18 protein-coding genes and 1 pseudogene are annotated in these 15,571 nt (G+C 32.4%); 6 read left to right on the top strand and 13 right to left on the bottom strand.

Annotation, left to right across the window (positions count from 1 at the left end; genetic code table 11):
- Positions 1–98 precede the first annotated feature (98 nt).
- Both fosB and VQL36_RS09555 read right to left on the bottom strand, forming a co-directional pair.
- Positions 99–524, bottom strand: coding sequence for a metallothiol transferase FosB (fosB, locus tag VQL36_RS09560; RefSeq protein ID WP_349249091.1), 426 nt, complete (start codon positions 522–524; stop codon positions 99–101).
- A 126-nt stretch (positions 525–650) separates the two neighbouring features.
- Positions 651–941 (bottom strand): hypothetical protein, encoded by a 291-nt coding sequence (locus VQL36_RS09555; protein WP_349249090.1) that lies wholly within the window; start codon positions 939–941, stop codon positions 651–653.
- A 180-nt stretch (positions 942–1,121) separates the two neighbouring features.
- Between VQL36_RS09555 and VQL36_RS09550 the strand changes: the two are divergent.
- Positions 1,122–1,429 (top strand): annotated as a pseudogene (locus VQL36_RS09550) (transposase); the annotation flags it as partial.
- A gap of 61 nt (positions 1,430–1,490) precedes the next feature.
- Positions 1,491–1,745 carry a GIY-YIG nuclease family protein gene (locus VQL36_RS09545; RefSeq protein WP_349249089.1) on the top strand — a complete coding sequence of 85 codons (255 nt, stop codon included), beginning with the start codon at positions 1,491–1,493 and terminating at the stop codon, positions 1,743–1,745.
- An 87-nt stretch (positions 1,746–1,832) separates the two neighbouring features.
- Here the strand turns inward: VQL36_RS09545 and VQL36_RS09540 are convergent, their stop codons facing one another.
- The 4 genes from VQL36_RS09540 to VQL36_RS09525 all read right to left on the bottom strand — a co-directional run bounded on the left by VQL36_RS09540 (position 1,833) and on the right by VQL36_RS09525 (position 6,031).
- Positions 1,833–2,585: a metallophosphoesterase family protein gene (locus tag VQL36_RS09540; RefSeq protein ID WP_349249088.1), complete on the bottom strand. Its 753-nt coding sequence runs from the start codon at positions 2,583–2,585 to the stop codon at positions 1,833–1,835.
- A 101-nt stretch (positions 2,586–2,686) separates the two neighbouring features.
- Positions 2,687–3,883: a hypothetical protein gene (locus VQL36_RS09535; RefSeq protein WP_349249087.1), complete on the bottom strand. Its 1,197-nt coding sequence runs from the start codon at positions 3,881–3,883 to the stop codon at positions 2,687–2,689.
- Positions 3,876–5,090 carry a DUF58 domain-containing protein gene (locus VQL36_RS09530; protein ID WP_349249086.1) on the bottom strand — a complete coding sequence of 405 codons (1,215 nt, stop codon included), beginning with the start codon at positions 5,088–5,090 and terminating at the stop codon, positions 3,876–3,878. Before VQL36_RS09530 ends, VQL36_RS09535 begins: the two co-directional genes overlap by 8 nt.
- Positions 5,087–6,031, bottom strand: coding sequence for a MoxR family ATPase (locus tag VQL36_RS09525; protein ID WP_349249085.1), 945 nt, complete (start codon positions 6,029–6,031; stop codon positions 5,087–5,089). Before VQL36_RS09525 ends, VQL36_RS09530 begins: the two co-directional genes overlap by 4 nt.
- A 499-nt stretch (positions 6,032–6,530) precedes the next feature.
- Between VQL36_RS09525 and fadR the strand changes: the two genes are divergently transcribed.
- The 4 genes from fadR to VQL36_RS09505 all read left to right on the top strand — a co-directional run bounded on the left by fadR (position 6,531) and on the right by VQL36_RS09505 (position 12,209).
- On the top strand, positions 6,531–7,238 hold the full coding sequence (fadR, locus tag VQL36_RS09520) for a fatty acid metabolism transcriptional regulator FadR (RefSeq protein WP_349249084.1): 708 nt from the start codon (positions 6,531–6,533) through the stop codon (positions 7,236–7,238).
- A gap of 88 nt (positions 7,239–7,326) precedes the next feature.
- Positions 7,327–8,916, top strand: coding sequence for an FAD-binding oxidoreductase (locus VQL36_RS09515; protein ID WP_349249083.1), 1,590 nt, complete (start codon positions 7,327–7,329; stop codon positions 8,914–8,916).
- 43 nt (positions 8,917–8,959) lie between these two features.
- The gene (locus VQL36_RS09510) at positions 8,960–10,540 is read left to right on the top strand and encodes a glycerol-3-phosphate dehydrogenase/oxidase (RefSeq protein WP_349249082.1); all 1,581 of its coding nucleotides are present in this window, start codon (positions 8,960–8,962) and stop codon (positions 10,538–10,540) included.
- A gap of 109 nt (positions 10,541–10,649) precedes the next feature.
- A complete protein-coding gene (locus tag VQL36_RS09505) occupies positions 10,650–12,209 on the top strand; it encodes an FGGY-family carbohydrate kinase (RefSeq protein WP_349249081.1) in 1,560 nt (519 codons plus the stop codon).
- Between the two features lie 109 nt (positions 12,210–12,318).
- Here VQL36_RS09505 and VQL36_RS09500 read toward each other — a convergent pair whose 3' ends face one another.
- The 7 genes from VQL36_RS09500 to VQL36_RS09470 form a co-directional block, all read right to left on the bottom strand.
- Complete coding sequence (locus VQL36_RS09500) at positions 12,319–12,780, bottom strand: DUF4362 domain-containing protein (RefSeq protein ID WP_349249080.1); 462 nt, start codon at positions 12,778–12,780, stop codon at positions 12,319–12,321.
- 27 nt (positions 12,781–12,807) lie between these two features.
- Positions 12,808–13,164: a hypothetical protein gene (locus VQL36_RS09495; RefSeq protein ID WP_349249079.1), complete on the bottom strand. Its 357-nt coding sequence runs from the start codon at positions 13,162–13,164 to the stop codon at positions 12,808–12,810.
- 18 nt (positions 13,165–13,182) lie between these two features.
- Positions 13,183–13,389 (bottom strand): hypothetical protein, encoded by a 207-nt coding sequence (locus tag VQL36_RS09490; RefSeq protein WP_349249078.1) that lies wholly within the window; start codon positions 13,387–13,389, stop codon positions 13,183–13,185.
- Between the two features lie 27 nt (positions 13,390–13,416).
- Positions 13,417–13,677 carry a hypothetical protein gene (locus VQL36_RS09485; RefSeq protein ID WP_349249077.1) on the bottom strand — a complete coding sequence of 87 codons (261 nt, stop codon included), beginning with the start codon at positions 13,675–13,677 and terminating at the stop codon, positions 13,417–13,419.
- A gap of 128 nt (positions 13,678–13,805) precedes the next feature.
- Positions 13,806–14,387: a hypothetical protein gene (locus VQL36_RS09480; RefSeq protein ID WP_349249076.1), complete on the bottom strand. Its 582-nt coding sequence runs from the start codon at positions 14,385–14,387 to the stop codon at positions 13,806–13,808.
- 91 nt (positions 14,388–14,478) lie between these two features.
- Positions 14,479–15,018: a hypothetical protein gene (locus tag VQL36_RS09475; protein ID WP_349249075.1), complete on the bottom strand. Its 540-nt coding sequence runs from the start codon at positions 15,016–15,018 to the stop codon at positions 14,479–14,481.
- 76 nt (positions 15,019–15,094) lie between these two features.
- Entirely contained in the window at positions 15,095–15,415 is a 321-nt protein-coding gene (locus VQL36_RS09470) for a hypothetical protein (RefSeq protein ID WP_349249074.1), read from the bottom strand.
- Positions 15,416–15,571 lie beyond the last annotated feature (156 nt).

Genomic DNA, 15,571 nt, shown 5'->3' with positions numbered 1-15,571 from the left:
ATTGTGTTACAACATTTTAAACATAAACCAATATGAAAGTTCCCTCAAAACCCCAACAGTCGCTTGTTGGGGTTTTGCATATAGTTTTTAAGGTATCATCATTCATCGTAAAAAATCATATGATATTTATCTTTTTTATAGTAATCCAACCTATCATTTAGGGTTCCAGTATGAAACTCAAATTTATGTCCGTCAGGATCTATAAAATAGATAGAGCGTTTATCTCTTTCATCTCTTTCACGACCAGGAAGTATATGCACATTTAGTTGTTTTAATCTATTTAAAATCTCTTCATAATCTTCTTCTTTTATTGAAAAAGCGATATGTGTATAGGACTGATGAATTTCATTTCTTGGAATATCTGATTCTTCATTAATAGCTAACCATAATCCATTCAGGTCAAAATATGCAAGTTTTTTTCCCTTAACTAATAACTTTGCACCAAATACACTTTTATAAAAATCGATAGATTGATCTAAATTGGAAACAGAAAACAATAAATGATTAATTCCTGATAATTTCATTAAAACTCGTCCTTTTAATATTGTTTTATTTATATTTACTTGTAACTTTAACTCCTATTATCCTTTGTTGTAGCATTATCTAATATATCCCTAAATAAATCATTGTTATATGTTTCAAACTTAATACTATTTTTTTGCTTGTTCAACATTAATTAACTTCACTTCATATTCGTCATAAAGATCATCCCAATCTTCATTATTATAAAGAGAGTGTTCTACTCCAATTTTAGTTAATTTCTGTGTATCAATTGTAATGAGTTGTGTTACTTTCCCTTCATTTTCTCCTGATTTTATAAATGTTTTTTCTACAGTTGAACAAGATTTTAATCTCTTATTAAGTTCATCGAGTTCCTTTGCTTTTTTCCTTAAGTTGTCAAAGTCCTCAATAGATATATTTACTGTGCCTTTAATATTCATTCCATTTTCTCCTTTATGATGGCTAAATTTTTAAGTTCACTTAGGTGTTTCTTTACCCTGATTATATCATTCCCTTCCTATCTATTCATCCAATTAAAACACATAGATGGACTACACTTAACTGGACAGAAAAATTAAGGTCAAGTAGAATACAACTAATATTATTGAGGAGAATCTACTATGACAAAAAGAAAACGAAGAACATTTAGTCCGGAATTCAAGCAACAAATGGTGCAGCTTTATAAAAGTGGTAAGCCACGTAAAGATATAATTAGAGAGTATAAATTAACGCCATCAGCACTCGATAAATGCAGAGTGATACATCGGGATCGTTTAAAGAAAAAGACAATTTAACCCCTGAGGAACAAGAGCTAAGAGAACTTAGAAAAGAAATCAAACAACTTCGAATGGAAAATGATATGTTAAAGCAAGCAGCAATGTGTAAAGTCCTAAACATCTCAAGAAGCACCTATTATTATGAAGCAAAGGAAAGTCATTTGTTGATTTCGAGTTTATGAATTAACTAGAAAATTAAGCGGAGTGGTTCTTATGTTTTATGTTTATATATTAAAATGTTCAGACAATACCTTATATACTGGATATACTAATGATTTGAATAAGAGAGTTGAAGTTCATAATCAAGGAAAAGCTTCAAAATATACTAGAGCAAGGTTACCTGTAGAAATTGTATATTTTGAAGAATGTGAGACTAAATCAGATGCATTAAAAAAAGAATATGCAATAAAAAAATTAACTAGAGTAGAAAAACTTAGGCTGATTAACGAAACTTGTGTAAAAAAATAGAGGGATTTCATGGTCTTAAATCATGGATAATTTACAACCCTCTATTTATGAATCATTATTTTATCAATACATTCTAAGAAATATAAGTCATACACGACCAAGCTTAATCCACTTAGCCCAATCATCCCTGCCATTTTCTATAGCTCTTGCTGCCGCTTCATTCCAGTTATAGGGTACTGCAATTTGTTCAACCGTCCATTGCCCTTCGTTTTTAGTTAAAACTACATAATTTGCATGGGGATTCCCAGACTCCATATGATGAGGATACGGCAAATCATCTATGTATGCTGGCATTCCTACACTCCCTGGATTTAAAACTATTTGTCCGGTTGGTAAATAAACCGTTCTTGGTACATGACTATGCGCACAACAAATAACGGATTGCTTTATATCTTTTACATCCTTCTCAATTTCTTCAGAGTGTCTAAGAAAAACACCATGTTGTGTAACTTCTTCAAGTAAATGGGCTTCATCTGAGGTTGGTGTTCCGTGACATAGATAGATATCTTCTTCATTCAATGATAATGTTTCCGACTGTTGATCTAACCATAACAAGTCGTCTGAGGATAACTGTTCTTTTACATATGTATAAGTATTAGATTCTAAGAACTCTTTAGTAGGTTTTAAAATGAGTCTATCCTGATTACCTTTAATAGATATGATTTTATGCAATTGAAGTATTTCCGCAGTTCCACGAGGATCTAATGGACCGGTTAAACTGTCACCCAAGTTTACAATATTCGTAATTCCTCTCTTTTTTATATCTTCCAATACAGCCTCTAAAGCCCATGAATTTCCATGAATATCTGCAATAATTGCTATTTTAACTTGATTTATCATATGTATCTACTCCTTCTAACAAAGACTGATTTTTATTTTAACTCTACCCATCTTTATAAATCAATTATAAGCATCATGGTCGATTTTACCTTCTAGTTGCATTACTTCTTAAAACTACTTTTAACATTTTTTATGGAGTTTATAAACCTACTTTTTTCTTGTTTATTGATATTTTTAACTCCATATCTTGCCTTCTTATAAATCTCTGTGATTTCTTTTAACTGATTTTCATTAATTTTAATTCGTGAAAGCCAATTTTCTAAGGTCTCATGTGGCTTTCTCCCTTTTCCATATTTAGCTAAATCATGCTCAAGTCGATCCACCCTCTTTCGAATCATATTATTGTTATGAGAAGAGTACTTTTTTCTGATGTCTTCTAAGTTTTCTCTCCCTTCTTCCTCATAAAATTCAAGTGGTAGTATATAATTTCTTAATTTTGGAGAAATCGAAACTTTTTTTAATCGTTTATACAAATACGATAAAATGAAACCAATAAGAATAATTGTTACTATATAACCGAGGACTTCAAGTATAGGATAGGAATTCACAACTTCCTGAGAAAACATAGGATTTAGTTCGTTGTTTTCATCTCCATTTTCATTGGAAAAAAATTCATCCACACTTTTATTTTGAGATACTATAGATATGAGCCATTCCATCATTTTTCCAAACACATGAACAATAATAAAAGAAGAAATATAAATGAATCCTTCTAATAAAAGTGGAGCAATCAATAAAACACCAATGACAATAAATAAACAGAAGATGACAAGAGATAAAAAAGTCCATAAATAATTATCTTTATTCTTTCCTTCTTTAAATTTTATATTTTCCCTTCTGATCAATGGAAAACATATAATTTGTATAAAAAACAAATAAAATATAAAATCTTTTGTAAAATCAGCATTCAAAAACAAACAAAGAGATACGATTGGGATGGAAATTAGAATCTGTTTTTCAAAGTTTTCTACTCTTCCCTCTTTTATATGAATTGAAAACCTCCAGATTGAAACAATTACAATTAAAGTTGAAATAAATATAGAAAAATCAAATAACATTGACACCATATATATAAATGGAGCTGCAATCAATAGATGGATGTAAGTAACTGCCCCATTTTTCTTATAAATCATCCATGCCATAGGTAATGTTCCAATGACATATGTAATGAAAAAAGGGATAAACAAAGGCATTTGATCTTCATACATGGAAAATATAATGAAAAAATAATATACAAGAATCGCCTCGTATACATAGTTTAACCAAGGAAGGCGTTGATTTTTAATGAAATTAAACAAATGTACCCCTCCTTGCTTCGAAAGGTTTTATATAAGCTTCTTTTTCTTGTTCTTCAACTGTAAAAATCGTAGTCCCAGAATTAAACTGAGAGTGCAAAAACTCTGTGGTCGTTATTCCTTGTTCACCAAAATAAATAATAATCGCATCTCCATCTAATCTTTTTTTCAAAGAAGTATAAAAATGGTTTGATTTGATAGTAATGTTTTCAATGGATATTCTAGCAAACATCTCCATTGCCCTTAATAGATGTTTTTCCCCTTTGCCTGATTCTAAGTGAAATGACGATTGCGTATTGTTCACCACAACATTTGCATATATTTCAAAAGGAATACCATGCTTATGTGCATACTGACACATATAAGTAGTATAACTGATGTCATTTTCCATGTTTAATGAAAAGCTATTAACCGACGACGGATGGTCTATCAGTACATTTAAAATGAGTGTCCATTTAACATAATTCGTATGATCAAATTCTTTTGTCATTAATGTGTTATTTTTTGCAGATAAACCCCAATGAATACGAGAAAATGGATCACTTGGCACATACTCTCTAGCACCACGAATGAGAGAGCTATCCTCAAATAACGAATGTTGAGTTATATGATCTCCACTCTTCACTTTCTCAAGAAAATGATCGTTAACTACAGGCTTTGGTTCTGGATATACAAGTACTTCTGTTCGATAATTAGATTGATAAAAAAGTAAAGCAAAACCAATATAAAATGGATCAAACGCTTTCACTTCCACATTTTTCAATTTTGCAACACCACGTTTTTGCGCAACAATTTCAATCGGGTAAGATTTAATTGAGTTATATTGATTTGAAATTGAAAACTTATAGGTTGTTTTCATTTCACCTTCTAGATGTTTTGTTATATTAATACAACCAATTGAATTACTAGATTGAAATGTGATGTCCCCTTGTACAAAAGGGATAGTCCCTCTATGTTTAATGCTGACTGGAATGGTAGCCGTTTCATTTGGAAATAATTTAATCGTTTTTTTCTTATTTAAAAGATGAACATGGTTCTGTACTTTATGAAGATAGTGGTAAATGAAAGTGTATATACAAATTAATAATAGAATAGATAATATTAAAATAAACGATGAAAATAACAAATATTCTATAACAAATAAAATAGGTAAAATATAAATTGAATATTTAAATGTATCTGGAATATGAACCTCTGATCTCCACATCATGATAAAGTAGCACCTGATTCAACAGGAACTTCAATAGAATGCACAATATCTTGTATAATCTGTCTTTTCGAGCTCTTTAACATACCTTCAGTAGATAATATAAGGCGATGACTTAGTATGTATGGCGCTAACTCTATCACATCTTCAGGCAAGCAATAATTTCTTCCGTTCAAAAATGCCTTCGCTTGAATTGCTCGCATAAATGCTAACGTTCCTCGAGGACTAACTCCAGTTTCAATTAATTCTGATTCACGAGTAGCATAAATAATCGCAAGCATATATGTCTCAATATCTTCTGTTATATTTACACTCTTAATTTCATCTTGTAAACTAGTAATTTTCTCAATGTCTATCACAGACTCAATTTCTGAGAGAGGGTCTTCCATACGATACCTGCTCATCATTTCTTTTTCCTGATCAAATGTAGGGTAACCTACTGGAATCACCATTAAAAATCGATCAAGCTGAGCATCTGGTAATGGAAAAGTTCCATGTGATTCTGACGGGTTTTGAGTTGCAAACACTATATATGGTTCAGGAAGTTTAAAAGTTTGTCCATCAATCGTAACTTGCCTCTCCTCCATTGCTTCCAGTAAGCTAGATTGTGTTCTTGGAGTAGCCCTATTTATTTCATCAGCTAACAAAATGTTAGTATGAACAGGACCTAATCTTAATTGAAATTCCTGATTTTTTGGGTTAAAAAATTGTATTCCTGTCACATCACTTGGAAGCACATCTGGCGTAAATTGAATGCGTTGGAATGAACCATTTATTAGAGTTGCAAATGTTTTAGCTAGTTTTGTTTTCCCTGTCCCGGGGACATCTTCTAGTAATACGTGACCTTTACTTAATAATGAGATTAACAATAGCTCAACCACTCGATCTTTACCAATTATTACTTTTCCTACTGAGTTTTGAAAATCATTTAGAAAACTTGACATAATTATAGCTCCTTCATATTTGTGTATATTCTACAATTGTTTACCGTTTAATTCTAATGATTGAAGTTTCAAGTCTTGCTGTACCAATTAAATACACGCTTGCTTTATAATCAATAATTTAAAATGATTTATTTTTTATTCATTGTAATTAAAGCACTCAATTCATCCATTTTTAATCTGTCTGGCATTTTATAAATTTAATACGATTTAATTGGCTGCTGGTTTCAATCTGCTTTTAATCGAAAATAGATTGCCTCAAATACTTACCATCCATCATTTTTAATTAACTAGATGTTATATAAAACTACATTATACTACATATGGTTGTGATTTTTACAATGTTATCTAATTAAATAGGGATCTTACATTCTTTAGATTACCCCTTTACATACAGAGGTCAATGTTATATATTTGTGGTATGACCACAACTTCAAAGAGGACTGACCATAAGCCTTAAAATAAATTTCAGAATATTTTAAAAATACTGGGGGCTTTTCATTTGGAAAAAAATCAAACCTATGTTAAACCTACTCAAACCATAGATCAACTTTTAATCAAGGCGATTTTAGAAGATCAATTTCCACCTGGAAGTACACTTCCACCAGAAAGAGAATTATCATCCAAGTTAGGCATTGCACGAACTACTTTAAGAGAATCCCTACAAAGGTTAGCAAGAGATAAGTGGCTAACCATTCGTAAAGGGCAACCCACTCTCGTGAATCACTTCTGGCAGGAAGGCAATTTAAACACACTTGAAAATATTATAACGAATACGGAACATCCAACTGAAAACTTTGTAGTTCACCTTCTTGAAGTTCGCGCTTCTTTAGCACCAGCATTTGTTCGTGAGGCTGTATTAAAAAACCCTGCTAAAGTCATTGCCATTTTGGCTAAAAGTGATGAACTAGAAGATGACCCTGCCAGTTTCACATCATATGATTGGGAACTGCAAAAACAATTAGCTGTTTTATCTGAAAATCCAATTTATGTACTGTTAATTAACAGCTTTTCTCAAATTTATGAACACATGGGGTTACTATATTTTTCTCATCAGCAAAACCGAGAAGCTACCCACATGTTTTATGCTCGATTATTAACGGCAGCAATGTCAAAGGATGCAAATCAAGCTGAACAAATTACAAAAGAAGATATGTTAAAAAGTATTACGTTATGGAAAAATGCTATCAACTCTACTGATCAAACATAGATAACAAATGATCTTGATGTATTACAAAATTGATTTTGTAAGCGATTGCTTTAATCATTTATTTATTATTATCCAAGGGGGAATTAAATTGAGAAGATGGAATGGCTGGGGCGATGAATCTGTAAATGTTGAATTGCCTGAATCTGCAAAAAAATTTTTAGAAAATGAATTAGGTCCTAGTAATAAACCAAAAGATATATCATTAGAAAAAGCAATTAACAATGTACCTGCATCTCGTTTACCTGAGCATCATCTTATAAACACGGATCCACTGGAAAGACTTCGTCATGCTGTTGGTCAAAGTTTTGGTGATTGGAATGCCATTCGAAGTGGCACAATACCAACCTATCCTGATGGAGTAGCGTTTCCCTTAAATGAACAAGAAGTTCGAGAATTGCTTCAATTTGCAAAAAAAATAGATGCACATATTGTGCCTTATGGTGGAGGTACAAGTGTTGTAGGTCATTTAGCAGCACTTGAAGGAGACAAACCTACTATCACAGTAGATGTAAGCAGAATGAATAAATTACTAGATTTAGATGAAGACGGATGCCTTGCTCAATTTCAAGCAGGTATTAAAGGACCTGATCTAGAGGCAGCATTACAAGCAAAAGGTTTTACTTTAGGACACTTCCCTCAGTCATTTGAATATTCCACTCTTGGTGGATGGATTGTTACACGTTCAGCAGGACAACAATCACTAAAATATGGGAGAATTGAACAATTATTTGTTGGTGGAGAAATGGAAACACCAGTAGGTAGGTTAGAAATATCTAATTTGCCTGCATCAGCCGCTGGACCAAATTTACGAGAATTTGTGTTAGGCTCTGAAGGCAGATTAGGTATTGTTACTAAAGCAACCGTTAAAATATCTCCATTACCACAAAAGGAACAATTTTATTCAGCATTTTTCCCGACTCCTGAGCAAGGAATGGCAGCCATTAGACAAATTGCCCAAAACGGCATTCCTCTTTCAATGATGCGTTTAAGCTTACCTGAAGAAACGATTTCTACCTTAACTATGGCAGGAGAAAGCAAAGTGCTCGCTTTGTTAGATAAATGGTTGAAAATGAACGGAGTAAATGAGCAAAAATGTATGCTTGTTTATGGTGTTACTGGAACTAAAAAAAGTGTGAAATCCGCACTGAACCAAGCACAAAGTATTATTAAAAAATACAAAGGGGTTCTTGTAGGTACCAAACCAGGGCAACAATGGGTAAAAAACCGCTTTCGTTCTCCATATTTACGCAATAGTTTATGGCAGGAAGGTTATGCCGTAGATACTTTAGAAACAGCAACAACATGGAATCGAGTGCCAGAAACAGTTCAATCTATTGAAAGTGCATTAAGAGAAGGTTTACAAGATATGAATGAAAGTGTATTTGCATATACTCATCTCTCTCATATTTACCCACATGGCTCTAGCATTTATACGACCTATCTTTTCCGTATAGGTGATAATCCTGAGGAAACGAAACGTCGTTGGGAAAAATTAAAAAAAGCTGCAAGTGAAGCGATAGTTAAACATGGTGGAACGATAAGTCATCAACACGGTGTTGGAGTTGATCATCAACCTTACCTTGAAAATGAAAAAACGAAACTAGGCATGGAAATGATCCGTTCTCTTTGTCATACTCTTGATCCTGAACAAAGGATGAATAACGACAAGCTATTATAATAAAACAAAACTTTACGAACACTTAATTTAAGGAGTGTTAAATATGAATAACCGCGAAGAAGTCTGGGATCGATTAAGTGAACCTTGGGATGTCATCATTATCGGTGGAGGAATTACAGGAGCTGGGATTTTGAGAAAAGCAGCTAGTCAAGGGCTACGCTGTTTATTGTTAGAAAAAAAAGATTTTGCATGGGGAACATCCAGTCGTTCTGGTAAACTAGTACATGGTGGTTTACGTTATTTAAAACAAGGTCAATTGAAAACAACCTGGCATTCTGTACATGAAAGAGAAAAGTTACTCAGTGAATGTGATGGTCTGGTAGAACCTCTTGGCATTTTAATGCCGTTTTATGAGGAAAATCGGTTTGACCCTATTTTGTTAAAAGCAGGTTTAACCCTTTATGACATGATGGCACATCGAAAAAACCATCGTAGTTACGATTCTGAGAACATAAGCAAAATGGCACCAGGAATTAGAAAATCAGGTCTAAGCACAGGGTTACAATATTATGATGCAAGAACAGATGACGCAAGACTAGTATTAAGAGTGTTAAAAGATGGAGAGTTACTAGGGGGCACTGCAATAAACTATTGCTCAGTTGAAGAATTATGTCGGGATCAACATGGCCATGTGCGTGGAGTCACAGTGAAAGATATAGTATCAAATAAAACAAAAGAAGTATTTGGGAAAATAGTTGTGAATGCAACTGGTGTCTGGGTAGATCAACTCCGAGCTCAGGTTGGTGAAATACCAAAAATGCGCCCCTTACGTGGAAGTCACTTAATTATTCCTAATTGGCGTTTACCACTAGCGCAGGCCATCAGCTTCACGCATCCAGAAGATGGACGTTATATTTATGCACTTCCATGGGAAGGTGTCACCTTAGTTGGAACAACAGATATTGATCATAAAGAATCTCTAAATGTAGAACCGAGTATAAGTTTTGAAGAAGGAAAATACTTACTAGAAGCCCTAAATGAAATGTTTCCTTCATTCCAACTTAAAGCTGAGGATGTTTTATCAACATTTGCAGGGGTAAGACCCGTCATTCATACAGGTAAAAAAGATCCTTCTAAGGAATCAAGAGATCATTGTATATGGGAAGAGCACGGTTTGTTAACAGTAACAGGTGGGAAACTAACTACCTTCGATTTATTAGCTCGTGAAGTCTTAGATAAAATTAAACCACAAATAACCCATGTAAATGAACATCATAATAAAATTCAAGATGCACAACAAAATATGACAGGTCATACAATACTCCAGTCCCACTTAGGAGAATCCATGACACGTCGGTTGTACGGACGTTACGGAAATGAATGGGATAGTTTTATAGAAGAAATTGAAGAAAATGGTTGTGAATTTGTACCTAGTACGAATATATTATGGTCAGAGCTTCGATGGGCAGCAAGACATGAATCAATCTCTCATTTAGATGATCTATTACTGCGAAGAGTACGAATTGGTATGTTATTACCTTCTGGAGGAAGAGAAATAATAAATCGCTTAGAAGAAGAGATTCTACCTGTTTTAAACTGGGATGAGGAACGTTGGAATGATGAAGTAACTCGTTACTATAAAATATGGAAAAATAACTACAGTCCTGATTTAATACTAAAATAACCTAAAATTATGCTCGCATAAATGAATAGAGTATATGTTACAATCTAGGGGTTATCCCTCTTCATCACAGAGGAGGATTAGGAAATAAAAAAGGGGGAAGATCCAATCCATGGATGAAACCGTTTTAACGATAGATATTGGAACTCAAAGTGTTCGAACGCTTGTGTTTGATGGAAATGGTCGTCTTATAGATTTTGCCAGAGTGATTTATAGTCCTGCGTATTATTCTCCTGAATCAGGTTGGGCTGAACAGCATCCAGAGTATTATTGGAAGTGTGTTGCTGAGTCTTCAGAAAAACTGTTTAGTCAAGGTAAAGTAAACAAAGATTCCATTGTTTCTGTAAGTCTCACAACTCAAAGAGGATCAATGGTAAATCTTGATGCCGAAAAAAATCCTTTAAGATCAGCTATACTCTGGTTAGATCAACGTAGATCTACGAAATTGCCTAAGGTTGGAGGAGCTTGGCAGCTCCTATTTCATCTAGCAGGCCTCAATAAAACATTACATTATCTTCAAGCAGAAGCGGAAGCAAATTGGATCAAGGAATTCCAACCAGAGATTTGGGATAAAACTTCCCACTACTTGATGCTTTCTGGATACATTAATTATAAATTAACTGATGATATTGTTGATTCTATCGGGAGTCAAGTTGGATATCTTCCATTTGATTATAAAAAACTTACATGGTCTAAGAAATCACACTGGAAATGGAAGGCTATACCTGTCAAGGAACAGATGTTACCTAATCTAGTTCAACCAGGTGAGCAGTTAGGTGTGATTACGAAAGAAGCAGCTAAACAAACAGGAATACCTGAAGGATTGCCTGTTATCGCTGGAGCTACTGATAAAGCCTGTGAAGTACTTGGCACAGGGTGTCTGCATCCAAACCAAGGAAGTATAGGTTATGGTACTACGGCAACAATCAATGTTAACTCAAAAAAATACCTTGAACCTATAAAACTCATACCCCCTTATCCAAGTGCATCACCAGGAGAATATAACCTAGAAGTACAAACTTTCCGTGGGTTTTGGATGGTTTCATGGTTCAAAGAACAATTTGCTAACGAGGAGTTACAACTAGCAAGTAATTTAGGAGTACCTGCAGAAGAAATACTAGATGATCTAGTCTCTAATATTCCACCAGGATCATTAGGGTTGGTACTCCAACCATTCTGGTCACCTGGCATAAGATATCCACGTCCTGATGCAAAAGGTGCTGTCATTGGTTTTGGTGGAGTCCATACTAAAGGGCACTTTTATAGAGCTCTTCTTGAAGGCTTAGCCTACTCTTTACGTGAAGGGAAACAGAGAATTGAAAAGCGCACAAAAATTCCCATGACAGAATTGATCGTATGTGGCGGAGGTTCAAACAGTGATAAAATGATGCAAATTACAGCAGACGTATTTCATTTACCAGCAATCAGACCAGCAGTTAGTGAAGCCTCTGGTTTAGGGGCGGCCATCTTAGCTGCAGTAGGGGCAGGACTTCATCCAAATATTGATACAGCAGTCAAAGAAATGACAAAAAAAGCGCAGGTTTTTGAACCTATTCAGAAAAACGTGGAAATATACGATGATCTTTATAGCCAAGTTTATCAAAAAATGTATAGAAAATTAACACCTTTATATGAATCTATTCAAAAAATAACTGGATATCCTGAACATTAAAAATTAACCTTTACTCTAAGAAGAATTTATTCAATCTTTAGATGGATTCAGAGATAAGTCTCTGTTTCCTTCTCTTCTTACGATAAAAGTAATATTTTATTGGAACCAATTACTTCTGAATAAGTAAGATAGAAGTATCAATATTTTCCTGATTACAACCATTTAATAGGTAATGCTTGTAATGATTCATCTCTTCTGTTTCTTCTACTATGATTGTTTTACATATAAAAGTACTTACATGTCTTTTGCCATAACGATCTCTTGTAGTATCAATTGTTGTAATAATATTTTCCCCATCATACTCAAGATCTCGTAGGATTGCGTCTCCTTCTACAGTATAGCTTACAATTTTAATTTCATCCTTAATTCCTTGATTAAAATTTTCAATAAATCGCATAAATATATCAATATTGGTTATTTCACCATGTATATCAACAATATCATCATCTGATGGGTTATATTCGCTAATATCATCATCTACTTTAATATCATCATGTGATGGATTATATTCGCTACAACCAGATATTACTATTATTATCAGTATTATTATAAGGAATTTTAATTTCTTCATTTGTTTTCCTCCTATAAAATCCCAATTTTATAAAAATGCTCTTCCTTCAGTTTCAAGCAACCATTTATCTATAGCTGAAACTGGAAAGTAATATTGATCCCCAATTCTTAAATATGGTAGTTCAATGCCTCTCCCATCCTTAGGCACCAAGCTATCTATTTGATGTTCTTGAATACCTAAATACTCTACTAATTCAGATTCACTTAATAGTTGGGCGCTCTCTGTTTCTTTTGTTAATGCATCTACAATTAAATTTGCTGCTGTCACTACATCTACATCTTCTTTACCATCATTTAAAAGTGCATCTGCAATTCTAGAAGTTCCAATTATAATAGAAATACCTAGAAATACGATAGATATACTTAAAATTAAATATTTTTTCATAATTTCCACCTTTTCTGCCTAAAGACGCATAATAATTAAATCTAGGAACAAGAAAATTAAAACGATTATAGTAACCACTTTTGATATATTAATTAATCTTTTACTTTCAAATGTCTTATTCAGTAAAAACATAAATCCAATAACCCATATCCCTTCTTGAAAAAAAGAAATAAAAATATTACTTAATCTGTCAATATAATAAAATAAATATTGTAAATACTCCATTATGTTTCCTCCATATGTATCTATTCTTTAGTTACAATGTTTTTTAAAATCAATTAAAAACAAACCTCTATAAGTTAGAATTCCTATATCACCTTGATTAATTTCCTCAAACTTCTTTTGACTTAATACCCGTAATGTAACTTTTTTATTTGAATCATCCAAAAGAAAAATGATCTTAGTTACATTCATCTTCTCCCCATTCATCGATTTAAAATAATCCAGTTCTTTAATCAATACTCTGCTTTTTACAGTTACTTTCGGATATTTAAAATAAAAAAATGTAAGCAATGAAATAACTATTAAAAAACCTATAATCTCCATTTTATCCTTTCTTTAATTAAGTATTTTTAAATAACACTTTTTAAAAATTCATATTGCTCTACTATAAAATCCGAATTTTATTGCATATTTCAAATTTAGTTAATTGATATTACTTCCCCTCCTGAATTTAATCCAAGGAAAGTAAAGCTTCCAACATTAGTACTATTTAAATAACTATAATGTGCTGCGTATCCATTCTTTACATCCATTTCTATATAAACATTTGATTTCTCTTTTGCTTCACTTAAAGATGATATATTTTTATGTCTATCATGAATACTTACAATGACTTTAACTATTTCTTTATCTAAAATCTCAGCTCCAATAAGAGTACTTTTATGATTATATCCTCTGACTGACCTTGTTAATCTCATTTTTTTATCTGGTGTCAAAGTATGGATTACACCAAAATAATTCGAACGATAAAAAACACCCCATTCTCTTTCTATCAGTTTAATAATACTTTCATTATCCGTTTTCCAGACAATAACCTTATCATCTTCAAATTTCTTTTCATAAACAATTTCTCCATCATCAATTTTTGGAAAGGAATATCTTACTACTAACGATTCAGAAATTGAGTACCCACCTATAAAAATAGGGATAACTAATATGAATAATATAAATGTAATAAATATAATAAAATATCTCTTCTTAAGTCGTCTTTTAGTGTTCATAGTTGCCTATCCCTTCACTTTATTTTTCATCAGTTAAAATTACCGTTTTAAGACTGGTAGTTCCCAGTTTTAAGTCGCTTTGTTGTACAAGTTATTCAATAACACTTAATACAAGTGTAGAAAATGCAAAAGAAGCATTATCAATTTCACATCTAATCAATAAGCTATGTATCAACTTTCCTTCTACTGCATATTTTTGATACTTTTCATAATCATGTCTTTCTTCAAATGAATATATACCAATCCTTCCTTCTCTTTTAGTGCTTATATTCACTGGCTTTATATCGTAATCTGAGATAATATTACCTCTCTCATCCATTACATATTCAAAAATTTCAAATTCATCTGATTCAAAATTTAAAGCTTCGATTAGAAATTGGTCGCCATGATCAATTAATGGTAAATCAATAAATCTTTTACCTATCATAAAATCCTTTAGTCTCTCTTCTATCTCTTCCTGTTCTTCATTATTTAAATTTCCGTAATAAATTTTATCTAATTCTTCATTTGAATCAGATAAAATTTTGATTTCTGGTTCTTCCGTATCGGTACTTGTTCGACAAGATGACAGCAATACTACAACTAATACTGCAATCATTATAAATAACAACTTTGAAGGTTTTTTCTGCATATTTTAAAACAACCTCTTTTCATGATTATGTAAATTATTATTTTATTATAAGAACTCATTTGATAAAATTCTTGTTTTATCTAATGTTAAAGGACAGTTTAATCAAAGTATCTAGCTTTTCTCTTTCATCTTCTTTACTTAAATCTATATTGTACTTTTTAATAGTTTCTCTAAATATTAATTCGCTTTCTTCATCTTTTGATAGTTGTTTTTCACTGTACTCATCAAGTATTTTTTCAATACCTTTATTAACAAGCCTATGTTTTGTACCTTTCTTTTCACCCTTTACAATTTCGTTTAACCTCTCTATGAGGTCATTTCGAATTAGAAAAGTTGCTCTTTTATGTGTGTCCTCAACTGTTGGTTTACTTGGTGGATTAAAAATCTCATCTGACATTAAAAACATCTCCTTTTAAATTGAACTGTAACAGTTAAACGTAATACTTTTTTAAGGTAACATATGGAAATGACACTGTCAATGAAAGATGGTATACTCAAAGTAAAATTAGAGTTTTTCTTATCTAGATATTTTAGTTTAAATAAGTCTCGATAA

The sequence above is a fragment of the Chengkuizengella sp. SCS-71B genome (genome assembly GCF_040100845.1).
Lineage (GTDB): Bacteria > Bacillota > Bacilli > Paenibacillales > KCTC-33759 > Chengkuizengella.
Note: the sequence above shows the minus strand (reverse complement) of the source record. Positions and strands in the feature narration are given on the sequence as shown.